Origin of the sequence: Streptomyces sp. NPDC006385, from assembly GCF_040612485.1 — a bacterium.
Classification (GTDB): domain Bacteria; phylum Actinomycetota; class Actinomycetes; order Streptomycetales; family Streptomycetaceae; genus Streptomyces.
Window position 1 is genome coordinate 89,421 of the sequence record NZ_JBEXQG010000009.1, and the last position, 24,836, is coordinate 114,256.

The following is a 24,836-nucleotide window of genomic DNA, read 5'->3' on the forward strand; positions in this document are numbered from 1 at the left end:
GCCAGCAATTGCGTGTAACGTGCAGGCGTATGCTCGTCCCAATGGTTGAGCATCGCATGATCGACGTGAACGGTATCCGGCTGCACATCGCCGAGGAGGGCGAGGGTCCGCTCGTCGTGCTGCTGCACGGCTTTCCTGAGTCCTGGCACTCCTGGCGCCACCAGTTCGGCCCGCTGGCCGCCGCCGGGTTCCGGGTGGTCGCGCCCGACCAGCGGGGATACGGCCGCAGTGATCACCCCGAGGACGTGGAGGCGTACAGCATCCTCCATCTCGTCGGTGATGTGATCGGGCTGATCCACGCCCTGGGCGAGGAGCATGCGTTCGTCGTCGGACACGACTGGGGCGCACCGGTGGCCTGGCACACCGCGCTGCTGCGGCCCGATGTGGTGCGCGGGGTGGCGGGGCTGAGCGTGCCGCCGCCGTTCCGCGGGGAGCGTCCGCCGCTGGTGGCCATGCAGGAGCGGTTCGGCGGGCGGTTCTACTGGAACTACTTCAACCGGCCCGGGGTCGCCGACGCCGAGTTCGGCAAGGACACCCGGACCGCCCTGCGCAAGCTGTTCTACTCCGCCTCCGGTGACGCCCCCGACGCCGGCCGCCCCGACCAGGCCCTGGTGACCGACCCGGAGCGGGGCTGGCTCGCGGACATGACCGACCCCGAGGTGCTGCCGGACTGGCTCACGGAGGAGGACCTGGACGAGCTCACCGAGAGCTACGCCAAGGGCTTCACCGGCGCCTTGAACTGGTACCGCAACCTGGACCGCAACTGGGAGCTGACCACCGCCTGGCACGGCGCGGTCGTCGGTCCGCCCGCGCTGTACCTGTACGGCGACCGCGACCTGGTCCCGGCGTTCCCGGGCACGCCCGAACTCATCGCGAGGCTCCCGCAGTTGCTGCCCGACCTGCGCCGCCCTCCGATCGTGCTGCCCGGCTGCGGCCACTGGACCCAGCAGGAGCGGCCCGAGGAAGTGAACGCCGCGCTGATCGACTTCCTGACGGAGCTGCGGGGATGACTGACGCATGAAGAAGGGCGCCCGGTGTTCGCCGGGCGCCCTTCGACGACGTACCGAGAACGACTACAGCTTCTCGATCACGTAGTCGACGCACTTCGTCAGCGCCTCGATGTCCGCCGGGTCGATCGCCGGGAACATCGCGACGCGGAGCTGGTTGCGGCCGAGCTTGCGGTAGGGCTCGGTGTCGACGATGCCGTTGGCGCGCAGGACCTTGGCGACGGCGGCCGCGTCGACCTCGTCGGTGAAGTCGATCGTGCCGATGACCGCCGAGCGCTTGGCCGGGTCGGTGACGAACGGGTTGGCGTACTTGATGTCCTCGGCCCAGCCGTACAGCGTGCGGGCGGAGGTGGCCGTGCGGCGGACCGCCCAGTCCAGGCCGCCCTGGCCGTTGATCCACTCCAGCTGCTGGTTGAGGAGGAAGAGCGTCGCCAGAGCCGGGGTGTTGTACGTCTGGTTCTTGCGGGAGTTGTCGATCGCCGTGGGGAGCGAGAAGAACTCCGGGATGTGGCGGCCGGAGGCGTGGACGCGCTCGGCGCGCTCGATCGCCGCCGGGGAGAAGACGCCGATCCACAGGCCGCCGTCGGAGGCGAAGGACTTCTGGGGGGCGAAGTAGTAGACGTCCGTCTCCGACACGTCCACCGGGAGGCCGCCGGCGCCGGAGGTGGCGTCCACGAGGACCAGGGCGCCCTCGTCGGCACCGGCCACGCGCTTGATCGGCATGGCGACGCCGGTGGAGGTCTCGTTGTGCGTGAAGGCGTAGACGTCCACGCCCGACTGGGCGACCGGCTCGGGGTGCGTGCCCGGGTCGCTGGAGATGACGTCCGGCTCGGCGAGCCAGGGGGCCAGCTTGGCGGCCTTGGCGAACTTGGAGCTGAACTCACCGAAGGTGAGGTGCTGCGACCTGTTCTCGATCAGGCCGTGCGTCGCGATGTCCCAGAAGGCCGTCGAGCCGCCGTTGCCGAGGACGACCTCGTAGCCGTCGGGCAGCTGGAACAGCTCGGAGATGCCCTCGCGCACCTGGCCGACCAGGTTCTTGACGGGGGCCTGGCGGTGGGAGGTGCCGAGGAGGGAGGTACCGGTCGCGGCCAGCGCGTCCAGCGCTTCCGTCCGCACCTTGGAGGGGCCAGCGCCGAAACGTCCGTCGGCGGGCTTGATGTCAGCGGGAATCTGGATCTCAGCCACGAGGTGAGGTTAGCCGGTGGGGGAAACCTGGGTGAAACCTCGTCCGTCGGGTGAGACGGCGTTTTGGCGGCCGTCGGCTGGTTTGCTGGAGGCATGACGGATCTTGAAGCCGCGCTGCGTACCGTTGTCCGGGGTGAGGTGAGCTTCGACGTCACCTCCCGGGCGCTGACGACCATGGACGCGTCCAACTACCGGCGTGTCCCCCTCGGTGTGGTCGCACCACATGACGCTGACGACATCGCCGCCGTGCTGGAGGTGTGCCGGGACCACATGGTGCCGGTCGTGGCGCGCGGCGGCGGCACCTCGATCGCGGGACAGGCCACCGGCACCGGCGTCGTGCTGGACTTCACCCGCCACATGAACCGGATCGTGTCCCTGGACCCGGAGACCCGCACCGCCGTCGTCCAGCCCGGCCTCGTCCTCGACCGCCTCCAGGAGGCCGCCGCCCCGCACGGGCTGCGCTTCGGACCGGACCCCTCCACCCACAGCCGCTGCACGCTGGGCGGAATGATCGGCAACAACGCGTGCGGCTCGCACTCGGTGGCGTGGGGGACGACCGCCGACAGCGTGCGGGAGCTGGACGTGGTCACCGCGCGCGGGCGGCGGCTGCGGCTCGGGCAGGGGTGGGCGGGGGCTCCGGACGGGCTGCGGGACCTGGTGGCCGGGGACCTGGCCCGGCTACGCACCGGCTTTCCCGAGCTCCCGCGCCGTATCTCCGGGTACGCGCTGGATGCCCTGCTGCCCGAGAAGGGCGCCGACGTCGCCCGTTCCTTCTGCGGGAGCGAGGGCACGCTCGGGATCCTCACCGAGGCGGTCGTACGGCTGGTGGAGGCGCCACGCGCGCGTGCGCTCGCCGTGCTGGCGTACGGCGACGAGAGCGCGGCGGCTCAGGCGGCGGCCGGGCTGTTGCCGTACAGGCCGTTGACGGTGGAGGGCATGGCGGCCGACCTGGTGCCGCCCGGGACCACCGGGCTGCCGCGGGGCGCGGCCTGGCTGTTCGTGGAGACGGGCGGGGCGTCGGAGGGGGAGGCACGCGCGCGTGCGGAGACGATCGTGCGGGCCGCCGATGTCGTCGACGCGCTGGTCGTGACCGATCCGGCCGGGCAGCGGGCGCTGTGGCGGATCCGGGAGGACGCCAGCGGTACGGCGACCCGTATGCCGGACGGCAGCGAGGCGTGGCCCGGCTGGGAGGACTGCGCGGTGCCGCCTGCCCGGCTCGGGGCGTACCTGCGGGACTTCCGGCGACTCCTGACCGCCCACGGGCTGCGCGGGACGCCCTACGGGCACTTCGGGGACGGCTGCATCCACGTCCGTATCGACTTCGACCTGCTGACGGAGGCGGGCATCGGTCGTTTCCGGCGCTTCTCCGAGGAACTCGCCGAGGTGGTGGTCGCGCACGGGGGCTCGCTGTCCGGGGAGCACGGGGACGGGCAGGCGCGGGCCGAGCTGCTGCCGAAGATGTACGGCGCGGAGATGGTGGGGCTGTTCGAACGGGCGAAAGCGGTGTGGGACCCGGACGACCTGCTCAACCCCGGGATGCTGGTACGGCCCGCGCCGCTCGACGCCGACCTCCGTTTCGCCGTCCTGCCGCGCGAGCCGGTCGACGTGGCCTTCGGCTACCCGGCCGACGGCGGTGACTTCTCGGCGGCGGTACGGCGCTGCGTCGGGGTCGCCAAGTGCCGTACGGCATCGGTCTCGGGTCCTGCCGTCATGTGCCCCTCCTTCCGTGCGACCGGTGAGGAGGAGCACTCCACGCGCGGGCGTGCCCGGTTGCTGCACGAGATGCTCGCCGGGGAGCTGGTAACCGACGGGTGGCGGTCGACCGAGGTGCGGGATGCGCTGGACCTGTGCCTGTCGTGCAAGGGGTGCCGCTCCGACTGCCCGGTCGAGGTCGACATGGCCACGTACAAGGCGGAGTTCCTGCACCACCACTACGAGGGACGGCGCCGCCCGGCCGCGCACCACAGCATGGGGCGGCTGCCGCAGTGGCTTCGCTTGGTGTCACGCACGCGTACGGCGGCGCTGGTCAACGCCATGGCGGCCGTACGGCCGCTCGCGTGGGCGGCGAAACGGCTCGGCGGGATCGCGCCGGAACGGCAGATCCCGCGACTGGCGACGCGGACGTTCAGCCGGTGGTGGGAGCGACGACGCGCGACGGCGGTCGCAGGCGGGAGCGGGAGTGAGGGCTGGAGTGAGGGCGGGGGGCGTGCCGGCGGCCGTGCCGGTGGCCGTGCCGGCGGCCGGGATGGTGAGCTGGTCATCCTGTGGCCGGACACCTTCACCGAGCACTTCTCGCCGTCCGTGGGGCAGGCGGCCGTACGGGTCCTGGAAGCCGCCGGGTTGCGGGTGGCGTTGCCGCCCACGGTGCCGATGCCGAGGGCGGAGGCGGGGGATGCCAGGGCGGTACGTGCGGCCGGGGCCGTGGGTGGGGGCAGGACCGTTGCGCTGGATCCGGTGTCCCTCCTACGGGGGCGGGGACGGGTCTGCTGCGGGTTGACGTACGTCTCGACGGGGCAGCTCGACCGCGCCCGGGCGGTGCTGCGGCGCACACTCGACCTGATGGAGCCGGTGCTGGAGAGCGCCGCCCCGGTCGTCGTGCTGGAGCCGAGCTGCGCGGCGGCCCTCCGCTCGGACCTGCCGGAACTGCTGCACGACGATCCTCGGGCCCGGCGCCTGGCCGACCGTGTCCTGACCTTCGCGGAGACGCTGGAGCGGCTGGCCCCCGACTGGACGCCACCCCGCGTGGACCGGCCGGCGGTCGGGCAGACCCACTGTCATCAGCATGCGGTGCTGGGGGACGAGGCCGACCGCCGGCTGCGCGAGGCCGCGGGGCTCTCCGGGGAACTCAGCGGCGGCTGTTGCGGTCTCGCGGGCAACTTCGGGTTCGAGAAGGGGCACTTCGAGGTGTCGGTGGCGTGTGCGGAGGAGCAGTTGCTGCCGGCGGTGCGGGAAGCGGGCGCGGCGGAAGGGGGTGCCGTGGTGTTGGCGGACGGGTTTTCCTGCCGGACGCAGGTGGAGCAGCTCGCGGGGGTGCGGGGGAGGCATCTGGCGGAGGTGCTGGCGGAGCGGTTGTAGGCCGTTCGTGAGCGAGCGGGCCGCTGGACGTGAGGCCGTGCCGGGGCGCGCATAGGCTGGCAGATCACGCAGCGTGTTCGACCCATGAGTATCCGGCCACCAACCCTCCGGCCGCCCGGCCCTGACCCCGGGGCCACAAGCCGGCCCCGACCTCCGTCCACCGACAGGAGACCGCCCATGCCCCTCCGCCTCCAGCCCATCACCCGCGACGAGCATCTCGCCTTCGTCGCCGCCCGCCCCTCAGCCAGCCACACGCAGGTGCCCTCCTGGGGCGACGTGAAGCCGGACTGGCGGGCGGAGAGTCTCGGGTGGTTCGACGAGGAGGGGCGGCTGGTCGGGGCGGGGCTGGTGCTGTTGCGGCCGCTGCCCAGGCTGAAGAAGTACCTCGCCTACCTCCCCGAGGGCCCGCTCATCGACTGGCATGCCCCCGACCTCCGCGAGCGCTGGCTGGAACCGATGCTCGTCCACCTCAAGCGCCAGGGCGCCTTCTCGGTCAGGATGGGCCCGCCCGTCGTCGTACGCCGCTGGAGCCCCGAGGCGGTGAAGGCGGCGATCGCCGACCCGGACGCGCGGCGGCTGCGTGACGCGGAGCCGACGTCGTGCGACACGCGCGCCCTCGATGTCGCCGACCGGCTGCGGGGGGCCGGCTGGCGGCAGACCGAGCCGGGCGCAGAGGAGGGCTTCGCGGCCGGGCAGCCGCGGTACGTCTGCCAAGTGCCGTTCACCGGACGGTCGTTGGACGACATCCACCGCGGCCTCAACCAGCAGTGGCGGCGCAACATCAAGAAGGCCGAGAAGGCGGGCGTGAAGATCGAGCGGGGCGGTTACGAGGACCTGCCCGCCTTCCACGCCCTGTACGCCGAGACGGCCGAACGCGACCGCTTCATCCCCCGCCCCCTGCCCTACTTCCAGCGCATGTGGACCGCGCTCACCGCCGAACACCCCGACCGCATGCGGCTCTACCTCGCCCACCACGACGGCGACGTCCTCGCCGCCGCCACCATGCTCACCGTCGGTGACCACGTCTGGTACTCCTACGGCGCCTCCACCAGCCGCAAACGCGAGGTCCAGCCCAACAACGCGATGCAGTGGCGCATGATGACCGACGCCCACGCACTCGGCGCCGCCGTCTACGACTTCCGCGGCATCACCGACACCCTGGAGGAGTCCAACCATCTGCTGGGCCTGCTGCGGTTCAAGGTGGGCGCGGGTGGCGAGGCCGTCGAGTACCTGGGGGAGTGGGACTTTCCGCTCAACCGGCTGCTGCACAAGGCGCTGGATCTGTACATGGCCCGGCGGTAGCACCGGCAGACCAGACCTCCTGGCAGACCACACCTCCCGGCAGACCACACCTCGGGTGGTCCGCACCTCGGGTGGTCCACACTCCGGGACAGCGGCGTGATCGGTTCACACACCTGACGAAGTCCATTAGCCTGTACCCAGAAGTGCAGCATGATGGACAGCCGCAGCACGATGAACAACCGAGTCGAGCCCTGGAATGCCCGTGAGTACCCCTGATGCCGCCGCCGCGCCCTCCTCGACCCCCGCCCGGGCGGCCGTCCCCGAGCCGACGGCCGGTGCCCCGCGCCGCTGGAACTCCCTCGGTCCCGTGGGCCTGGTGCTCGCCGGAGGGATCTCGGTGCAGTTCGGCGGCGCCCTGGCGGTGAGCCTGATGCCGAGGGCCGGGGCGCTCGGCGTGGTGGCGCTGCGGCTGGTGGTGGCGGCGGTCGTCCTGCTGCTGTTCTGCCGGCCCCGGCTGCGCGGCCACTCCCGCACCGACTGGGGCACGGTGATCGTCTTCGGCATCACGATGGCCGCTATGAACGGCCTCTTCTACCAGTCGGTCGCCCGTATCCCGCTGGGCCCCGCGGTCACCCTGGAGGTGCTCGGCCCACTCGCCCTGTCGGTCCTGACCTCGCGCCGCGCGATCAACGTCGTCTGGGCCGGACTCGCCCTGGCCGGCGTCTTCCTCCTCGGCGGCGGGGGCTTCGAGAGCCTGGACCCCATAGGTGTCGCTTTTGCCCTGGGGGCCGGCGCCATGTGGGCGGGCTACATCGTCTTCAGCGCCCGTACGGGCCGACGCTTTCCCCAGGCCGACGGGCTGGCCCTCGCACTGGCGGTCGGCGCCGTGCTGTTCCTGCCCCTCGGGATCGCCGAGTCGGGTGCGAAGCTCACCGACCCCGTGACCATCGCGCTGGGCGCGGCCGTGGCGATCCTCTCCTCGGTCCTGCCCTACACACTCGAACTGCTCGCCCTGCGCCGCCTGCCCGCAGCGACCTTCGCGATCCTGATGAGCCTGGAGCCGGCCGTCGCCGCGGCAGCCGGCTTCCTCGTCCTCGACCAGGCCCTCTCCGCCGTACAGGCCCTGGCGATCGCCTTGGTCATCGCGGCGAGCATGGGCGCGGTGCGGACGCAGGTGGGGCAGCGGAAAGCGAAGGCCGAAGAGGGCGGGACGACTTCGGTCGGGTCGGCCGAGTACACCTAGCGCATCAGCAGCCCCTGGACGCGAAGGCCGTGCCGGACGCGCAGCCGGCGCAGCTCCCACAGGCCCACCGCGGTCACGGAGACCGGGGCGCCGAGGACGAACACGATCCGGACCGGCGCCGGCACGCCCGCGTAGGCGCCCGTGAACAGGTCGATCAGCGCCATCTCCCACACCACCGTCATGGCCAGCAGCGGCGGCATCGTCTCGTGGATGTCGGCGGTGCGGAACACATGGACGAGGGCCAGACCGATGCCCCAGATGACGAAGGGCAACACCCACACGAAGGTGAGCGCGATTCCGGTGTAGGTGACGACGGACATCACCGGGTCGGTCGCGAAGCGGCCGTCGACGAAGCCCGTGAGCACGGAGGCGGGGAACACGGAGACCGCGGCCACGAGGGCGACCATCGAGCCGAAGCACTTGGCGGCCCGGCGCAGCAGCTCCCGCCTGGCCGGCGGGGAGGCCAGAGCGACCAGGCTGGCGGCCCGGCGCAGCAGCTCCCGCCTGGCCGGCGGGGAGGCCAGAGCGACCAGGACGCCCACGAGGACCGGGAACGTCACGGACAGCACCAGGACGCTGATCCAGGACTGGTTCAGCCGGTCGTCGGCGACGTCTCCGACGGAGGTGGCGATCTTGTAGGTGATCGACAGCCACACCACCGCGCCCAGTCCCACCAAGGTGCGGATCTTCTGCATGCGTGCCACCACCGGGTCCTCGACGATGCCCGGCCTGGACGGCTTGAAGACCCTGCGCGCGGTGTGGATGGGGCCGATCCGCCGCCGTAGCCGCGTGAGGGGGCCGGGTGGCGTGGGTGTCGGTGGGGCCGGGTATGGCGCGTGCGGCGGGTACGGCTGGTGGGGATAGGGCGGATGGGCATGGGGCGGATGGGGATGGGGTGGATGAGGGTGGGGGGTGTAAGCGTGCGGGTCGTAGGGCGGTCGGCCGCCTGGATTCCAGGTGCTCATCCTGCGTTTCCCCCGATGCGTGAGTGATGCGTCGCCGTCGCGGCAGGCGCGGCGGTCGAGTGTATTGATCGCCCGCCGCACCCACACCCTTCCCCTCGGGAACAGCTCTCAAAGAGCCGCCGCCAATTAATGCAAGCATGCTTGCTTGTTTTGATTCCCGCTGCCATGCTCCTCCCCACCGCACCACGTCGCACCACCCCGCACCGTCCCGCCGCACACCGCCGTGCCCCGAGGGGAGCGCACCGTGTCCGATCCGACGCCCGTGTTCGACGACCTGCGCGAGGAGAGCGAGGAAGTCGACCGGCTCGTGGCCGAGTTGAGCTCCGAGCAGTGGGCACTGGCGACTCCCGCGCCCGGCTGGAGCGTCGCCCACCAGATCGCGCACCTCGCCTGGACGGATCGCTCGGCCCTGCTGGCCATGACCGACGTGGACGCGTTCCACGCGGTGGTGGAGAAGGCGCTGGTGTCACCGGGGTCGTTCGTCGACGAGGGAGCGGAGGAGGGAGCCGGCCTGCCGCCCGCCGAACTGCTGGCGCGGTGGCGGCAGGGGAGGGTCGCCCTCGACTCGGCGCTGCGTGCGGCACCCCAGGGCGCCCGCTTCCCCTGGTACGGGCCGCCCATGTCCGCCGCCTCCATGGCCACGGCCCGACTTATGGAGACCTGGGCCCATGGTCTGGACATCGCCGATGCGCTGGGTGTGGTGCGCACACCCACCGACCGGCTGAGGCATGTGGTGTGGATCGGGGTGCGGACCAGGGACTTCGCCTTCGGCGTGCACGGGCTCCCCGCGCCTGTCGACGACTTCCGCGTCGAACTCCTCTCGCCCTCCGGTGAGTTGTGGACGTACGGCCCCGAGGACGCCCTCCAACGCGTCACCGGACCGGCGCTCGACTTCTGCCTCCTGGTCACCCAGCGCGCCCACCGCTCCGACCTCGCCCTGCGCGCCGAAGGCCCCGACGCCGACCGCTGGTTCGACATCGCCCAGGTCTTCGCGGGCCCACCCGGCGCGGGCCGTGCGCCGAAGAGGGCCGCGCAGTGACCTCGGGGCACCTGGGGGCATCCCCGGGCACCCTGCGGATCGGCAACGCCTCCGGCTTCTACGGCGACCGCTTCGACGCCATGCGCGAGATGCTCACCGGCGGCGAACTGGACGTCCTCACCGGCGACTACCTCGCCGAACTGACCATGCTGATCCTCGGCCGGGACCGGCTGAAGGACCCCCGCGCCGGATACGCCCGCACCTTCCTGCGGCAGCTGGAGGAGTGCCTGGCGCTCGCGCACGAGCGGGGCGTCAGGATCGTCGCCAACGCGGGCGGTCTCAACCCGGCCGGACTGGCGGAGGCCGTACGGCAGCTGGCCGACCGCCTCGGCCTGCCCGTACGGGTCGCCCACGTCGAGGGCGACGACCTCACCTCCGCACACCCGGGCAGCCTCGCCGCCCACGCCTACCTCGGCGGGTTCGGGATCGCCGCGTGCCTGCGGGAGGGCGCCGACATCGTGGTCACCGGGCGGGTGACGGACGCGGCCCTGGTCACCGGGCCCGCCGCCGCGCACTTCGGGTGGGGCCCGGGGGAGTACGACCGGCTCGCGGGCGCCGTCGTCGCCGGGCATGTGCTGGAGTGCGGGGCACAGGCGACCGGCGGCAACTACGCCTTCTTCCACGAAAGAGGCGGCGGTGAGAACGGCGGTGACCTGAGGCGCCCAGGCTTCCCACTCGCCGAGCTCCACGAGGACGGCACCTGCGTCATCACCAAGCATCCCGGCACCGGCGGCTTCGTCGACGTCGGCACGGTCACGGCCCAGCTCCTGTACGAGACGGCGGGCGCCCGCTACGCGGGGCCGGACGTCACCGCCCGGCTGGACACCGTACGGCTCACCCAGGACGGACCCGATCGCGTCCGCGTCGACGGCGTACGAGGAGAGGCCCCGCCCCCGACCCTCAAGGCCGGTGTCAACCGCCTCGGCGGCTTCCGGGGCGAGGTCGCCTTCGTGCTCACCGGCCTCGACATCGAGGCCAAGGCCGCCCTCGTACGCGAGCAGATGACGGACGCGCTCGCCAAGTCGCCGCCCGCTGAGGTGCGTTGGGACCTGGTGCGCACCGATCGGCCCGACGCCCCGAGCGAGGAGACGGCGAGCGCGCTGCTGCGGCTCGTCGTGCGCGACGCCGACCAGGAGCTCGTCGGGCGGGCCCTGAGCGGGGCCGCCGTGGAGCTGGCGCTGGCCAGTTACCCCGGCTTCCACGTGCTGGCACCACCCGGAAAGGGCTTGCCCTATGGGGTCTTCGAGGATGTGTATGTCCCCCATGGTGCCGTCGACCATGTGGCCGTCCTCCACGACGGACGCCGGGTCCGTGTGCCGCCGCCCCACGACACCCTCGTACTCGACGACGTCCCGGAGCCGCCCCCGCCGCAGCCGCTGCCACCCGGGCCCACCCAGCGCGCCCCCCTCGGTCGCGTCGCGGGCGCACGCAGCGGGGACAAGGGCGGGAACGCCAACGTGGGCGTCTGGGTGCGGACGGACGACGCCTGGCGCTGGCTGGCGCACGAACTGACGGTCGACCGATTCCAGCAGCTCATCCCCGAAAGCCGTCCGCTGAAGGTCACCCGGCACCTGCTGCCCGACCTCCGCGCCCTCAACTTCGTCGTCGAAGGCATCCTCGGCGAGGGCGTCGCCGCCCGGCACCGCTTCGACCCGCAGGCCAAGGCCCTCGGCGAATGGCTGCGCAGCCGCCACCTCGACATCCCGGAGACCCTGCTGTGACCGTCCTCGCCTCCGCCCTGGACACGAAGAGTCCCGAATACGCGGCCAACCGCGAAGCCATGCTCGCGAGGCTCGCCGAACTCGACGCCGAGCACGCCAAGGCGCTCGCGGGCGGCGGCGAGAAGTACGTGGCCAGGCACCGAAAGCGCGGCAAGCTCCTCGCCCGCGAGCGCATCGAGCTGCTCCTGGACCCCGACACGCCGTTCCTGGAACTGTCCCCGCTGGCCGGCTGGGGCAGCGACTACACGGTCGGCGCGTCCCTCGTCACCGGTATCGGGGTCGTCGAGGGCGTGGAGTGCCTGATCACCGCCAACGACCCGACCGTGCGCGGCGGAGCGAGCAACCCCTGGTCGCTGAAGAAGGCCCTGCGCGCCAACGACATCGCCCTCGCCAACCGGCTGCCCGTCATCAACCTCGTCGAGTCGGGCGGCGCCGACCTGCCCTCCCAGAAGGAGATCTTCATCCCCGGAGGCGCCATCTTCCGGGACCTGACACGGCTGTCCGCGGCCGGGATCCCCACCGTCGCGGTCGTCTTCGGCAACTCGACGGCGGGCGGCGCGTACGTCCCCGGCATGTCCGACCACGTGATCATGGTCAAGGAGCGCGCCAAGGTGTTCCTCGGCGGTCCGCCCCTGGTGAAGATGGCGACCGGCGAGGAGAGCGACGACGAGTCGCTGGGCGGTGCGCAGATGCACGCGCGCGTGTCGGGTCTCGCGGACTACTTCGCCGTCGACGAACCGGACGCCCTGCGTCAGGCACGGCGCGTCGTCGCCCGCCTCAACCACCGCAAGGCGTACGGCGACCCGGGTCCCGCCGAACCCCCCGAGTACGCCGCCGACGAACTGCTCGGCATCGTCCCCGGCGACCTCAAGACGCCTTTCGACCCGCGTGAGGTCATCGCCCGCGTCGTCGACGCCTCCGACTTCGACGAGTTCAAGCCGATGTACGGCACGAGCCTCACCACCGGCTGGGCGGCCCTGCACGGCTATCCGATCGGCGTGCTGGCCAACGCCCAAGGGGTCCTCTTCAGCGAGGAGTCACAGAAGGCGGCCCAGTTCATCCAACTCGCCAACCAGCGAGACATTCCCCTCCTCTTCCTGCACAACACCACCGGCTACATGGTGGGCCGCCGGTACGAGCAGGGCGGCATCATCAAGCACGGCGCGATGATGATCAACGCGGTCGGCAACAGCCGCGTGCCCCATCTCTCCGTCCTCATGGGCGCGTCCTACGGCGCCGGCCACTACGGCATGTGCGGCCGCGCCTACGACCCCCGGTTCCTCTTCGCCTGGCCCAGCGCCAAGTCGGCTGTCATGGGCCCGCAGCAGCTCGCCGGCGTGCTCTCGATCGTCGCCCGGCAGTCGGCGGCCGCGAAGGGACAGCCGTACGACGAGGAGGCGGACGCCGCGCTGCGCACCATGGTCGAGCAGCAGATCGAGTCGGAGTCGCTGCCGATGTTCCTGTCCGGGCGGCTGTACGACGACGGCGTCATCGACCCGCGCGACACCCGCACCGTCCTCGGCCTGTGTTTGTCCGCCCTCCACACGGCGCCCTACGAGGGCGCGCGCGGCGGCTTCGGCGTCTTCCGGATGTGAGGGACCTTCCAGTGATCACTTCTGTGCTCGTCGCCAACCGGGGCGAGATCGCCTGCCGGATCTTCCGCACCTGCGGTGGGTTGGGAATCCGGACGGTCGCCGTGTACTCGGACGCCGACGCCAACGCCCTCCACACGCGCGTGGCCGACGCGGCGGTACGGCTGCCGGGAGCGGCGCCCTCCACGACGTATCTGGACGGCGACCTGATCGTGAAGGCGGCCGTGGCGGCCGGCGCGGACGCCGTGCACCCCGGCTACGGCTTCCTCTCCGAGAACGCCGGCTTCGCACGCGCCGTCCTCGACGCGGGGCTCGTCTGGATCGGCCCGCCCCCGGAGGCGATCGAGGCGATGGCGTCCAAGACGCGGGCGAAGGAGCTGATGGGGCTGGAGCCCCTGGGCGAGGTGACCGAGGCCGACCTGCCCGTGCTGGTGAAGGCGGCCGCCGGCGGCGGAGGGCGCGGGATGCGGATCGTTCGCCGCCTGGAGGAACTCGACGGCGCGTTGCAGAGCGCGCGTGCCGAGGCCGCGAGCGCCTTCGGGGACGGTGAGGTCTTCGTCGAGCCCTACATCGAGCACGGCCGCCACGTCGAGGTGCAGATCCTCGCCGACACCCATGGCACGGTCTGGGCGCTCGGCACCCGCGACTGCTCCCTCCAACGCCGCCACCAGAAGGTGATCGAGGAGTCCCCGGCGCCCGGGCTCGCCGAGGACCTGGCGGATGAGCTGCAGGCACTGGCCGTACGGGCCGCCCGGGCCGTCGACTACGTCGGCGCCGGCACCGTCGAGTTCCTGGTGGCCGGTGACAAGGCGCACTTCCTGGAGATGAACACCCGCCTCCAGGTCGAACACCCCGTGACCGAAGCGGTCTTCGGCATCGACCTGGTCGCGGAACAGATCCGCATCGCCGAAGGCCACGCCCTCGCCGACGACCCGCCACGCGCGCGTGGCCACGCCGTCGAGGCCCGCCTCTACGCCGAGGACCCGGCCCGCGACTGGGCCCCGCAGACCGGCACCCTGCACCGTTTCGCCGTACCCGAGGGCGTCCGGTTGGACACCGGCTTCACCGACGGCGACGAGATCGGCGTCCACTACGACCCGATGCTCGCCAAGCTCGTCGCCCACGCCCCCACGCGCGCGGGAGCCATCCGTAAACTCGCGGGCGCCCTGGAACAGGCGACCATCCACGGCCCGCTCACCAACCGGGACCTCCTCGTCCGCTCACTGCGCCACGAGGAGTTCACGTCCGCCCGCATGGACACCGACTTCTACGACCGCCACCTCACCGACCTGACCAGGGCCACTCCGGACCCGCACGCCCCCCTGGCCGCCGCCCTCGCCGACGCCCACGGCCGCTCCCGCTTCGGCGGCTGGCGCAACGTCCCCTCCCAGCCGCAGGTCAAGCGGTACGCGGCAGCGGGCGAGGAGCACGAGGCCCGCTACCGGCACACGCGGGCGGGCCTCGAGGCCGACGGGGTGCGGGTCGTGCACGCCGACGCGCGTCTCGTCGTACTCGAAGTGGACGGCGTACGAAGGAAGTTCGACGTCGCGAGGTACGGCGACGACATCCACGTCAATGCCACGCGGCTCACCGCGCTACCCCGCTTCCCCGACCCGACGGCCCAGCACGCGCCGGGTTCGCTGCTCGCGCCGATGCCAGGGACGGTCGTACGAGTCGCCGAGGGCTTGACCCCAGGAGCCGCTGTACGGGCCGGAGAGCCTCTTGTGTGGCTGGAGGCGATGAAGATGCAGCACAAGATCTCGGCGCCGGTCACAGGCACGCTGAGCGCTTTGCACGTCGTACCCGGCCAGCAGGTGACGGTCGGCGCGCTGCTGGCGGTAGTGCGAGAAACCTAGGGGCGCGGGGAACCGCGCGACCAGCCACACACGACCCGCACTCGGAAGGAGTCCCATGCCCCCCACTCTCGAATCCGAAGAACACAAAGCCCTACGGTCCGCAGTATCCGCCCTCGGCAAACGCCACGGCCGAAACTTCGACCGAGAGCAACTCTGGTCCGAGGCGGCCAAGCTCGGCTACCTCGGCGTCAACCTGCCGGCGGCACACGGCGGCGGAGGCGGCGGAACAGCCGAACTCTCCATCGTCCTGGAAGAACTCGGCGCGGCCGGCGCCCCTTTGCTGATGATGATCGTCTCCCCAGCGATCTGCGGCACGGTGATCGCCCGCTTCGGCACGGAAGCCCAGAAACAGCGCTGGCTTCCCGGCCTCGCCGACGGCACCCTCACCATGGCCTTCGGCATCACAGAGCCGGACGCCGGCTCCAACAGCCACCGCATCACGACCACGGCTCACCGCGACGGAGCCGACTGGCTGCTCACCGGCCGCAAGGTCTTCGTCTCCGGCGTCGACATCGCGGACGCCACCCTCATCGTCGGCCGCACCGAAGACGCCCGCACCGGCCGCCTCAAGCCCTGCCTGTTCGTCGTCCCGCGCGACACCGAAGGCTTCACGCGCCGCCAGATCGACATGGAGCTCGACGCGGCGGAGAAGCAGTTCGAGCTGACCCTCGACGACGTGCGGCTCCCCGCCGACGCGCTCGTCGGCGACGAGGACGCCGGCCTCCTCCAGCTTTTCGCCGGCCTCAACCCCGAACGCATCATGACGGCCGCCTTCGCGATCGGCATGGGCCGGTACGCCCTCGCGCGTGCCGTCGAGTACGCGCGCGACCGCACCGTCTGGAACGCCCCCATCGGCGCCCACCAGGCCATCGCGCACCCCCTCGCCCAGGCGCACATCGACCTCGAACTGGCCCGCCTGATGATGCAGAAGGCGGCCTGCCTGTACGACACCGGTGACGACACCGGTGCGGGGGAGGCCGCCAACATGGCCAAGTACGCGGCCGGCGAGGCATGCGTGCGGGCCGTCGACCAGGCCGTGCACACCCTCGGCGGCAACGGCCTGACGCGCGAGTTCGGCCTCGCCTCGCTGATAACCGCCGCGCGCGTGTCTCGTATTGCTCCGGTGAGCCGGGAGATGATTCTCAACTACGTCTCCCACCAGACCCTTGGCCTGCCCAAGTCGTACTGACCGGCACCATGTGGTGCCAGTCGCGAGGAGGAACGATGTTCCGCAGCGAGTACGCAGACGTCCCGGCCGTAGAACTCCCCATCCATGAGGCCGTGCTGGGTCGGGCCGCCGAGTTCGGTGACGCGCCCGCGCTCCTCGACGGCACGGACGGCACCACCCTCACCTACGCGCAACTCGACCGTTTCCACCGGCGCGTCGCCGCCGCCCTCGCCGAGGCCGGCATACGCAAGGGCGACGTCCTCGCCCTGCACAGCCCCAACACGATCGCCTTCCCCACGGCGTTCTACGCCGCCACGCGCGCGGGGGCCGCCGTCACCACCGTGCACCCGCTCGCCACGCCCGAGGAGTTCGCCAAGCAGCTGAAGGACTCGGCGGCCCGCTGGATCGTCACCGTCTCACCGCTGCTGCAGACGGCACGCCGGGCCGCCGAACTCGCGGGCGGCGTACGGGAGATCTTCGTCTGCGACAGCGCGCCCGGACACCGGTCGCTCATCGACATGCTCGCCTCCACGGCCCCCGAACCACAGGTCGACATCGACCCCGTCGCGGACGTGGCGGCCCTGCCGTACTCGTCGGGCACCACCGGCATCCCCAAGGGCGTGATGCTCACCCACCGACAGATCGCCACCAACCTCGCCCAGCTCGAACCCGCCGTCCCGGCGGGCCCCGGCGACCGCATCCTCGCCGTCCTGCCCTTCTTCCACATCTACGGCCTCACCGCCCTGATGAACGCGCCCCTGAGGCTGGGCGCGACGGTCGTCGTCCTGCCCCGCTTCGACCTGGAGACCTTCCTCGCGGCCATCCAGAACCACCGCATCACCGGCCTGTACGTGGCCCCGCCGATCGTCCTGGCCCTCGCCAAGCACCCGCTGGTCGAGCAGTACGACCTGTCGTCCCTGAAGTACATCATCAGCGCCGCCGCGCCCCTGGACGCGAAGCTCGCGGCGGCCTGCGCGCAGCGCCTCGGCCTGCCGCCCGTGGGCCAGGCGTACGGCATGACGGAACTGTCCCCCGGCACCCACGTCGTCCCCCTGGCCGCCATGCACGACGCCCCCGCCGGAACCGTCGGCAAACTCATCGCCGGCACCGAGATGCGCGTCGTCTCCCTCGACGATCCCGGCAAGGACCTCGGCGTCGGGGAGTCCGGCGAGATCCTCATCCGCGGCCCCCAGGTCATGAAGGGCTACCTCGGCCGCCCCGACGCCACCGCCGCGATGATCGACCCCGACGGCTGGCTGCACACCGGCGACGTGGGGCACGTGGACGCGGACGGCTGGCTGTTCGTCGTGGACCGCGTCAAGGAACTCATCAAGTACAAGGGCTTCCAGGTGGCCCCCGCCGAACTGGAAGCCCTCCTGCTCACCCACCCCGGCATCGCGGACGCGGCGGTGACCGGCGTCTGCAACGACGACGGCAACGAGGTCCCGCACGCCTATGTGGTCCGCCAGCCGTCCGCGACCGACCTCTCCGAAGGAGAGGTCATGATGTACGTCGCCGAACGCGTCGCCCCGTACAAGCGCGTCCGTCAGGTCACCTTCATCGACGGCGTCCCGCGGGCCGCCTCCGGCAAGATCCTGCGCCGCGAACTGAAGGCGCTCAAGGAGGGCACATGACGTTGGTCGGCCGGACACGCGCGCGTGCCGTGGAGACCCTCACCCTGGACTCCCCGCACAACCGCAACGCGCTCTCGGCGGCCCTGGTGGGCGAGCTCGCCGACACACTGACCGACTGCGGCAAGGACGCCGGCGTACGCGCGATCGTCCTCACCCACACCGGCAACACGTTCAGCGCGGGCGCGGACCTGCGCGACCCGCCGCCCCCGGACGGACTGGTCGCGCTGCTCCGGCAACTCGTGGAACTGCCCAAACCCGTCGTCGCCCGCGTCACCGGCCACGTACGCGCGGGCGGCCTCGGCCTGCTGGCCGCCTGCGACATCTCCGCGGCGTCCAGCGCGGCCACCTTCGCCTTCACGGAGGTCCACACAGGCGTCGCCCCCGCGGTGATCTCGCTGCCCCTACTGCCCCGCACCGACCCCCGCGCCCTGGCCCGCTACTACCTCACCGGCGAACGCCTCACCGCGCCGGAGGCGGCCCGCATCGGCCTGATCACGACGCAGGGCGAGGACGTCGACGAGGTGCTGGCCCCCGTCCTGGACGGCCTGCGCCGGGCCGCGCCCCAGGCCCTGGCCGAGACGAAGGCGCTGCTCACGGCTAAGGTGCTGGAAACCTTCGACCGGGACGCGGCCGACCTGACCGCGCTCTCGGCCCGGCTGTTCTCCTCCGCCGATGCCCGCGAGGGGATGACGGCCTTCCTCGAAAGACGGGATCCGGAATGGGCGGTGTGAGCGCAGTCGGCGACCGCGTGGACCGAGCGGACCGCGTGCCCAAACAGGACCGCAGCCGCGCCACCCGGCGACGGCTCCTGGAGGCCGCCGTGGCCTGCCTCGCCGAACACGGCTGGGCGGGCTCCACGGTCTCTGTCGTCGCCGAACGCGCCGGCGTCTCGCGCGGCGCCGCCCAGCACCACTTCCCGACCCGCGAGGACCTGTTCACGGCCGCCGTCGAGTACGTCGCCGAGGAACGCTCCACGGCCCTGCGGGCCCTGTTCCCGCAGGGCGCGGCGGGGGACCGCCGGGCGGTGGTGTCGGCGCTGGTCGACCTCTACACCGGCCCGCTGTTCCGCGCCGCCCTGCACCTGTGGGTGGCCGCCTCGAACGAGGAGCAGTTGCGGCCGAGGGTCACCGAACTGGAGGCCCGCGTCGGCCGCGAGACCCATCGCACAGCGGTGGACCTCCTGAGCGCGGACGAATCCCGCCCCGGCGTACGAGAGACGGTCCAGGGCCTCCTCGACATGGCCCGCGGCCTCGGCCTCGCCAACCTCCTCACCGACGACACGGCCCGCCGCGACCGGGTGGTGACCCAGTGGGCGGCGCTGCTGGAGGAGGCGCTGGGCTGAGGACGTCGGGCTGAGGACGTCGGGCTGAGGCGTTCTCAGCGGCGGGCTCCGCCGGCCGTCAGTCGTCCTCCTCGCCGTCGTCGTCCTGCTGCGCCTCGCGCTGCTTCTGAAGCTCTCGCTGCCGCTCCCGCTCTCGCTGCCGCTCCCGGTCCTGTTCCCGCTGCGCCTGTTCGCGCTGTTCCCGCTGCTCGTCCCCCTGCTCGTCCCGCGGCACGCTCGTCTCCGCGGCCGGAGTCGGGGAGACCGTCGGCGAGACCGTCGGGGAAGGGCTCGACGGCTGCGGGGACGAGGACGTGGAGGCGCTCGTGCTGGGCGGTGGCTCGGACTTCGTGTCCTCCGCCGCGGTGTTGTCGGGGGAGAACCACAGCATGCCGAGAAGCATCGCGGCCACGAAAAGCACCGTTCCCGCGGCCGTGACGACCGCGCGCCGAGACCCGGTCAGCGACCGGCTCCCGGACCGGCTCCCGGACCGGGACCGGGACTGGGACTGGGGCCGGGGACGGCCGGTGGACGCCGTCCCCTGGGCGGACGGCAGCATGTAGGTGGTCGGATTGCTGGTCTCCCCCACCTGCTGCGACCCGGGCGCGGACGCCGAGGCGACCGCCGGTCGCCCGGTCGGCGCCGTCGCGTCCGGCAGTGGCTCGGGGCGGCCCTGCCAGGCGCCGCCGGCGAACCAGTCGGCGGCCTGCTGGGCGGCCGGCCGGTGCTCGGGGTCCTTGGCGAGCAGACCGAGAAGGTAGCTCTCGAAGGCGGGCGGGAGACCGGGGACGCCCAGCTCGCGGGGCGGCACGGGCACGGCGTCGAGGTGCTGGTGCAGGATGGCGACGGCGGTGTCGGCCTGGAACGGCGGGCGGCCGGTCAGCAACTGGTACAGCACGCAGCCCAGGGCGTACACGTCGGAAGCCGGGCCCGCCGGCTTGCCCAGCGCGCGCTCGGGCGCCAGGTAGAGGCTCGTGCCCACGATCTGCCCGGTCGCGGTCAGCGCGGCGCCGGGATCATCCAGGAAGCGGGCGATCCCGAAGTCACCGATCTTGAGGGTGCCGTCCGCGTCCAGGAGCAGGTTGCCGGGCTTGATGTCCCGGTGGACGATGCCCTGCCGGTGCGCGGCGGCCAGCCCCGCGGCGGCCTGGGCGGCGATCCGCGCCACGCGCTCGGCGGGCAGCGCCCCGGACTGCGACAGCACCCGGGCGAGACTGTCGCCCTCGACCAGCTCCATCACCAAGTAGAGCTGGTTGTCGAACTCACCGAAGTCCCGGACGCCGACCACGTTCGGGTGGTCGATCCGCGCCGCGGTCTGCGCCTCCAGCCGGAACCGGGACGTGGCGGTGGGGTCGGAGTCCTGCGGCAACAGGAGCTTGACGGCCACCTGCCGCGCGAGCGCCTCGTCGTACGCCCGCCAGACCTCCCCCATCCCACCGCGCCCGATCGACTCGTGCAGCCGGTAGCGATCCGCTATCAGCACCTGTTCTCATCCTCATGCCGTGGGACGTCACGATCGCCGAGGCCTTAACTCACCGCGTGCGAACGGGTGATGGTGGGGGGTGCCGCAGCCGCACCAGCATACTGGCGGAGCGGATCAGTCACTTCCGTATGCCGACTCTCCGGCATGGACAGCGGCGGCCCGGCCGGCCGCCGAGCGGCATCACGCGGAGCTGATACGCCCCGCGTGATGACCGGCCCGCCGGAGAGGTCGGGTGGATCAGCGCGCGGTGGATCAGCGCGCGATGTCGGCGTAGCCCTCGATCGCGCGCGGGTCGCGCGGGCCCGGCCCGATGTAGCGCGCGGACGGGCGGACGAGGCGGCCGGTGCGCTTCTGCTCCAGGATGTGCGCCGACCAGCCCGCCGTACGGGCACAGGTGAACATGGACGTGAACATGTGCGCCGGGACCTCGGCGAAGTCCAGGACGATGGCCGCCCAGAACTCCACGTTCGTGGCCAGGACCCGGTCCGGACGCCGGTTGTGGAGCTCCTCCAGGGCCGCCTTCTCCAGGGCCTCGGCGACCTCGAAGCGCGGCGCGCCGAGCTCCCGGGCGGTGCGCCGCAGGACCCGGGCGCGCGGGTCCTCGGCACGGTAGACGCGGTGGCCGAAGCCCATGAGACGCTCGCCCTTGTCGAGGGTCTGCCGCACATACGCCTCGGCGTCGCCGGTGCGCTCGATCTCCTCGATCATGTGCAGGACGCGGGAGGGGGCTCCGCCGTGCAGCGGGCCGGACATGGCTCCCACGGCGCCGGAGAGCGCGGCGGCCACGTCGGCGCCGGTGGACGCGATGACGCGGGCCGTGAAGGTGGACGCGTTCATGCCGTGCTCGGCGGCGGACGTCCAGTAGGCGTCGACCGCGGCCACGTGCTTGGGGTCGGGCTCGCCGCGCCAACGGATCATGAACCGTTCGACGACGGACTGGGCCTTGTCGATCTCGCGCTGCGGAACCATGGGCAGGCCCTGCCCGCGCGCGGACTGGGCCACGTAGGAGAGGGCCATCACGGCGGCCCGGGCCAGGTCCTCGCGGGCCTGCTCCTCGTCGATGTCCAGGAGCGGTTTCAGACCCCACACCGGCGCCAGCATCGCGAGGGCGGACTGGACGTCCACGCGGATGTCGCCGGAGTGCACGGGGATCGGGAAGGGCTCGGCGGCCGGCAGACCCGGCCGGAAGGCCCCGTCGACGAGCAGCCCCCAGACATTGCCGAACGAGACGTGACCGACCAGGTCCTCGATGTCGACGCCCCGGTATCGCAGGGCGCCGCCCTCCTTGTCCGGTTCGGCGATCTCCGTCTCGAACGCGACGACTCCTTCGAGTCCGGGTACGAAGTCGGACATCAGGCGGCTCCTCGTGAGGTGGGCGACAGATGGTTTGCGGGTGGGACGACCACATGTCGGTCGGCGGAGATGGCGTACGCCTGGTGGATCCACGGTCACGGACTCGGCTTCCGGGCTCTGTGGACGCCGGGCCTCGGCGGACTCGCGGTCCGGGGCGTACCCCTGTGATGCCCCGTGCGGCTGTCGGTCATCCAACCGCACCGGCATCAGCACGATATCCCCGAGTGTCACCTTTGGGGAGGCCTTGCGGCACTCAGTGCCAGGCAGTGACGAAGGACACCGCTCCGTAGGGAGCGCCGGTCGCATACGGCAAGATGACCGCGTGACCGACCGAGCCGCCGCCCCCTTCGACCCCGCCGCGATGCGCAAGCAGTACCGGGCCGAGGGCCTCGCCGAGAACGACCTCGCCGCCACTCCCGTGGAACAGTTCGCGCGCTGGTTCAAGCAGGCCGCGGCTCAGGCCCACCTCTTCGAGCCGAACGCGATGATCGTCTCCACCGCCGACGCCGAGGGGCGGCCCAGCTCCCGTACGGTGCTGCTGAAGCAGTTCGACGAGCAGGGCTTCGTCTTCTACACCAACTACGACTCCCGCAAGGCCCGCGACCTCGCCGAGAACCCGTACGTCTCCCTGCTGTTCCCCTGGCACCCCATGGCCCGGCAGGTCATCGTCACGGGCGTGGCGCGGCGCACCGGCCGCGACGAGACGGCCGCCTACTTCCGCACCCGCCCGCACGGCTCCCAGCTCGGCGCCTGGGCCAGCCCACAGTCCACCGTCATCCCGTCCCGCGCCGAACTCGACGCCTCCTACGCGGAGTTGGCGGCGCGCTACCCCGAGGGTGAGCAGGTGCCGGTGCCACCGCACTGGGGCGGCTTCCGGGTGGCACCCCAGACGGTGGAGTTCTGGCAGGGGCGCGAGAACCGGCTGCACGACCGGCTGCGGTACGTGGCGGAGCAGGACGGGAGCTGGCGGGTGGAGCGGCTCTGCCCCTGAGCCGATGTCGCTCTGAGGGCCGCACATGCAGACGACCCGCGAGCTCGGGTCCCTCCGTCGGTGACGGGGGGAGCCGGCCGGACGTGCCGGCGAGCTCGCGGGTCGGGTGACTGCTTGGGATTGGGCCGGCTGCACGCATCCGTCACGTGCTGGTCCGGCACCGCACTGGGTGGGGTGACGGGCCGCTAGCCCGCAGCCACCTCACGCGTCCGGTTCTCATACATCTGCCGAACCACCTCCCTTCTCGTGTGCCCCACACACTAAGAAGCGGTCGGCCCCCGATCAACCGCTTTTTTCCGTGTCCGTATCCGCGCTGGTCACCCAGACCGAGGCCGCACAACCGCTCGTACAACGATTCCTTCAATCTTGGGGAACTTGGTGTGCGCTGCGTCACGTTCCAGTTAGATGATTGCTGGTGAGCGAACGGACGCGTCGTACGTGCGGACGCAGCTTGGCAGGGGGTCCAGGTGAGTGCTTCCCGGCGTAGTGGGACCACCGACGAGCTGGGGCCGGACGAGCCCGAGCGGGACGGTCGGGGCGGTCCGGACGGTTCGGCGGCTGGTGCGGAGGGTTCGGCGGGCGGCTCGGATCTGCTGGCCGCGCTGCTGGACGGCATGGACGCGGCCTTGTGCGCCTTCGACGCGGACGGGGTCGTCACCCATTGGAACCGCGAGGCGGAGCGGATCCTGGGCTGGAGCGCGGCCGAGGCCGTGGGGCGGCACGGATTCGCCGGGTGGGCGGTGCGCGAGGCCGACGCCGAGGAGGTCGAGGGGCGGCTGATGTCCGCCATGCGGGCCCCCGGGCGGCAGGTGCACGAGTTCGCCCTGCTGACCAAGGACGGCGGGCGGGTGCTCGTACGCACGCAGTCGGCGGCGGTACGGGGGCCGGAGGGAAAGCCCGCCGGGGTGTACTGCGCCTTCAGCGAGGTGCACACGCAGATCGATCTGGAGCGGTCCATCGCGCTGAGCGAGGCGCTGTTCGAGGACGCCTCGTGGGGTGTGGTGCTGGTCGACGTCGATCTACGGCCGGCGGTGGTGAACGCCCATGCCGCGCGCGCCCTGGGCATCGGCCGCACCTCCGTCCTCGGCCGGCCCCTCGGGGACCTGCTTGCCCAGGGGGTCGAGGAACTGGAGAGCGCGCTCACCCATGTGCTGGCGGAGGGCGCGCCGCCCGCGCCCGCGGAGATCTGGGTGAGCGTACGGACGCCGGAGGGTGAGCGGCGCCGGTGCTGGCGCTGCGGATTCGTACGGCTGGCCTCGCCGCTCGCGGAGGAGCCGGTGCCGTTGGGTGTGGGCTGGATCTTCCAGGACGTGACCGAGGCCAAGCAGGGGGAGCAGGAGGCGGCGCTGCTGCGGTTCCGCACGAACCAGTTGCATCGGGCGGCCCGGGCCGCCGCGGAGTGCGAGGACGCCGCGGAGGCGGCGACCGTGCATCTGGACTTCGCGCTGGCCGGGTTCGCCGATCACGCGCTGATCGACCGGGTCGCGGGTGGTGCGGTCAGGGACGCGGAGGCGGCGGAGCCGGTACGGCTGGTGCGCGTCGCCGTGACGCCCTCCGGGGCGCCGGGACCGAGCCTCCTCGGCGGGGAGGCCGGGCTGCCGGTGCGGTACGGCGAGGGTCACCCGGCGCTGCAGTGCGTGGCGCGAACCGGGTCGGTGCGGGCCGACGCGGGCAACGTCCCGTCGGACCGGGCGCGCGAGTGGGCGGTGGGCCGGCAGTGGCCGGCGGACACCGTCCACGCGCTGTGCGCGGTGCTGCGCAGCCGGGGGCGGACGCTGGGGGTCGTCACGTTTCTGCGGGGGGCCGGGCGGAGCGCGTTCGAGCGGGCCGACGCGGTGTACGCGGAGGACGTGGCGGTACGGATCGCGTCCGCGCTGGATCTGGCTGCGGCGGTGGGACGGGAGTAGCGGGCGGGCCGGCCGCGCGGGTGGGGCAGCGGCGGGCCGGCCCCCGAACGTCCC

The 24,836-nt window shown here is 72.2% G+C and carries 18 protein-coding genes; 14 read left to right on the forward strand and 4 right to left on the reverse strand.

Going from position 1 to position 24,836, the window contains the following annotated elements; genetic code table 11:
• The first annotated feature begins 41 nt into the window (after positions 1-41).
• Positions 42-1,010, forward strand: coding sequence for an alpha/beta hydrolase (locus ABZ078_RS09695; RefSeq protein WP_356573391.1), 969 nt, complete (start codon positions 42-44; stop codon positions 1,008-1,010).
• Between the two features lie 63 nt (positions 1,011-1,073).
• On the opposite strand, the gene serC is transcribed toward ABZ078_RS09695, so the two are convergent.
• On the reverse strand, positions 1,074-2,192 hold the full coding sequence (gene serC, locus ABZ078_RS09700; protein WP_356573393.1) for a phosphoserine transaminase: 1,119 nt from the start codon (positions 2,190-2,192) through the stop codon (positions 1,074-1,076).
• Between the two features lie 93 nt (positions 2,193-2,285).
• Between serC and ABZ078_RS09705 the strand changes: the two genes are divergently transcribed.
• The 3 genes from ABZ078_RS09705 (at position 2,286) to ABZ078_RS09715 (ending at position 7,752) form a co-directional block, all read left to right on the forward strand.
• The gene (locus ABZ078_RS09705; protein WP_356573395.1) at positions 2,286-5,267 is read left to right on the forward strand and encodes an FAD-binding and (Fe-S)-binding domain-containing protein; all 2,982 of its coding nucleotides are present in this window, start codon (positions 2,286-2,288) and stop codon (positions 5,265-5,267) included.
• Between the two features lie 177 nt (positions 5,268-5,444).
• A complete protein-coding gene (locus ABZ078_RS09710) occupies positions 5,445-6,569 on the forward strand; it encodes a peptidoglycan bridge formation glycyltransferase FemA/FemB family protein (protein ID WP_356573397.1) in 1,125 nt (374 codons plus the stop codon).
• Positions 6,570-6,771: 202 nt separating this feature from the next.
• On the forward strand, positions 6,772-7,752 hold the full coding sequence (locus tag ABZ078_RS09715; RefSeq protein ID WP_356573399.1) for an EamA family transporter: 981 nt from the start codon (positions 6,772-6,774) through the stop codon (positions 7,750-7,752).
• Here the strand turns inward: ABZ078_RS09715 and ABZ078_RS09720 are convergent.
• Positions 7,749-8,447 carry a hypothetical protein gene (locus ABZ078_RS09720; RefSeq protein ID WP_356573588.1) on the reverse strand — a complete coding sequence of 233 codons (699 nt, stop codon included), beginning with the start codon at positions 8,445-8,447 and terminating at the stop codon, positions 7,749-7,751. The genes ABZ078_RS09715 and ABZ078_RS09720 overlap by 4 nt on opposite strands.
• A gap of 514 nt (positions 8,448-8,961) precedes the next feature.
• Between ABZ078_RS09720 and ABZ078_RS09725 the strand changes: the two genes are divergently transcribed.
• Genes ABZ078_RS09725 through ABZ078_RS09760 form a run of 8 tightly spaced genes read left to right on the forward strand, consistent with a single transcriptional unit; the run spans position 8,962 to position 19,069 of the window.
• Positions 8,962-9,756, forward strand: a complete 795-nt coding sequence (locus tag ABZ078_RS09725; protein ID WP_356573401.1) for a TIGR03084 family metal-binding protein — start codon at positions 8,962-8,964, stop codon at positions 9,754-9,756.
• On the forward strand, positions 9,753-11,477 hold the full coding sequence (locus tag ABZ078_RS09730; protein ID WP_356573403.1) for an acyclic terpene utilization AtuA family protein: 1,725 nt from the start codon (positions 9,753-9,755) through the stop codon (positions 11,475-11,477). Before ABZ078_RS09725 ends, ABZ078_RS09730 begins: the two co-directional genes overlap by 4 nt.
• Positions 11,474-13,072 (forward strand): carboxyl transferase domain-containing protein, encoded by a 1,599-nt coding sequence (locus ABZ078_RS09735; RefSeq protein WP_356573405.1) that lies wholly within the window; start codon positions 11,474-11,476, stop codon positions 13,070-13,072. Before ABZ078_RS09730 ends, ABZ078_RS09735 begins: the two co-directional genes overlap by 4 nt.
• An 11-nt stretch (positions 13,073-13,083) precedes the next feature.
• Positions 13,084-14,925, forward strand: coding sequence for a biotin carboxylase N-terminal domain-containing protein (locus ABZ078_RS09740; RefSeq protein ID WP_356573407.1), 1,842 nt, complete (start codon positions 13,084-13,086; stop codon positions 14,923-14,925).
• Positions 14,926-14,980: 55 nt separating this feature from the next.
• Positions 14,981-16,114 (forward strand): acyl-CoA dehydrogenase family protein, encoded by a 1,134-nt coding sequence (locus tag ABZ078_RS09745; RefSeq protein WP_356573409.1) that lies wholly within the window; start codon positions 14,981-14,983, stop codon positions 16,112-16,114.
• 35 nt (positions 16,115-16,149) lie between these two features.
• A complete protein-coding gene (locus tag ABZ078_RS09750) occupies positions 16,150-17,727 on the forward strand; it encodes a 4-coumarate--CoA ligase family protein (RefSeq protein WP_356573411.1) in 1,578 nt (525 codons plus the stop codon).
• Positions 17,724-18,458, forward strand: a complete 735-nt coding sequence (locus ABZ078_RS09755) for an enoyl-CoA hydratase family protein (RefSeq protein ID WP_356573413.1) — start codon at positions 17,724-17,726, stop codon at positions 18,456-18,458. The genes ABZ078_RS09750 and ABZ078_RS09755 overlap by 4 nt, the downstream gene beginning before the upstream one ends.
• Positions 18,446-19,069 carry a TetR/AcrR family transcriptional regulator gene (locus ABZ078_RS09760; RefSeq protein ID WP_356573415.1) on the forward strand — a complete coding sequence of 208 codons (624 nt, stop codon included), beginning with the start codon at positions 18,446-18,448 and terminating at the stop codon, positions 19,067-19,069. The genes ABZ078_RS09755 and ABZ078_RS09760 overlap by 13 nt, the downstream gene beginning before the upstream one ends.
• Positions 19,070-19,127: 58 nt before the next feature.
• On the opposite strand, the gene ABZ078_RS09765 is transcribed toward ABZ078_RS09760, so the two are convergent.
• Both ABZ078_RS09765 and ABZ078_RS09770 read right to left on the reverse strand, forming a co-directional pair.
• The gene (locus ABZ078_RS09765) at positions 19,128-20,531 is read right to left on the reverse strand and encodes a serine/threonine-protein kinase (RefSeq protein ID WP_356573417.1); all 1,404 of its coding nucleotides are present in this window, start codon (positions 20,529-20,531) and stop codon (positions 19,128-19,130) included.
• Between the two features lie 252 nt (positions 20,532-20,783).
• On the reverse strand, positions 20,784-21,884 hold the full coding sequence (locus tag ABZ078_RS09770; RefSeq protein ID WP_356573418.1) for a citrate synthase 2: 1,101 nt from the start codon (positions 21,882-21,884) through the stop codon (positions 20,784-20,786).
• Between the two features lie 322 nt (positions 21,885-22,206).
• Between ABZ078_RS09770 and pdxH the strand changes: the two genes are divergently transcribed.
• Together pdxH and ABZ078_RS09780 are read left to right on the forward strand one after the other, a co-directional pair.
• Positions 22,207-22,875 (forward strand): pyridoxamine 5'-phosphate oxidase, encoded by a 669-nt coding sequence (pdxH, locus tag ABZ078_RS09775; RefSeq protein WP_356573420.1) that lies wholly within the window; start codon positions 22,207-22,209, stop codon positions 22,873-22,875.
• 467 nt (positions 22,876-23,342) lie between these two features.
• Positions 23,343-24,782: a PAS domain-containing protein gene (locus ABZ078_RS09780; protein WP_356573422.1), complete on the forward strand. Its 1,440-nt coding sequence runs from the start codon at positions 23,343-23,345 to the stop codon at positions 24,780-24,782.
• The last annotated feature ends 54 nt before the right edge of the window (positions 24,783-24,836 follow it).

Bases quoted from the DNA above. Each gene is read 5' to 3' on its own strand.
- ABZ078_RS09710 (WP_356573397.1), top strand. From the start codon at position 5,445: ATGCCCCTCCGCCTCCAGCCCATCACCCGCGACGAGCATCTCGCCTTC.
- ABZ078_RS09705 (WP_356573395.1), top strand. From the start codon at position 2,286: ATGACGGATCTTGAAGCCGCGCTGCGTACCGTTGTCCGGGGTGAGGTG.
- ABZ078_RS09695 (WP_356573391.1), top strand. From the start codon at position 42: ATGGTTGAGCATCGCATGATCGACGTGAACGGTATCCGGCTGCACATC.
- ABZ078_RS09770 (WP_356573418.1), bottom strand. From the start codon at position 21,884: ATGTCCGACTTCGTACCCGGACTCGAAGGAGTCGTCGCGTTCGAGACG.
- ABZ078_RS09760 (WP_356573415.1), top strand. From the start codon at position 18,446: ATGGGCGGTGTGAGCGCAGTCGGCGACCGCGTGGACCGAGCGGACCGC.
- ABZ078_RS09720 (WP_356573588.1), bottom strand. From the start codon at position 8,447: ATGCAGAAGATCCGCACCTTGGTGGGACTGGGCGCGGTGGTGTGGCTG.
- ABZ078_RS09755 (WP_356573413.1), top strand. From the start codon at position 17,724: ATGACGTTGGTCGGCCGGACACGCGCGCGTGCCGTGGAGACCCTCACC.
- ABZ078_RS09745 (WP_356573409.1), top strand. From the start codon at position 14,981: ATGCCCCCCACTCTCGAATCCGAAGAACACAAAGCCCTACGGTCCGCA.
- ABZ078_RS09750 (WP_356573411.1), top strand. From the start codon at position 16,150: ATGTTCCGCAGCGAGTACGCAGACGTCCCGGCCGTAGAACTCCCCATC.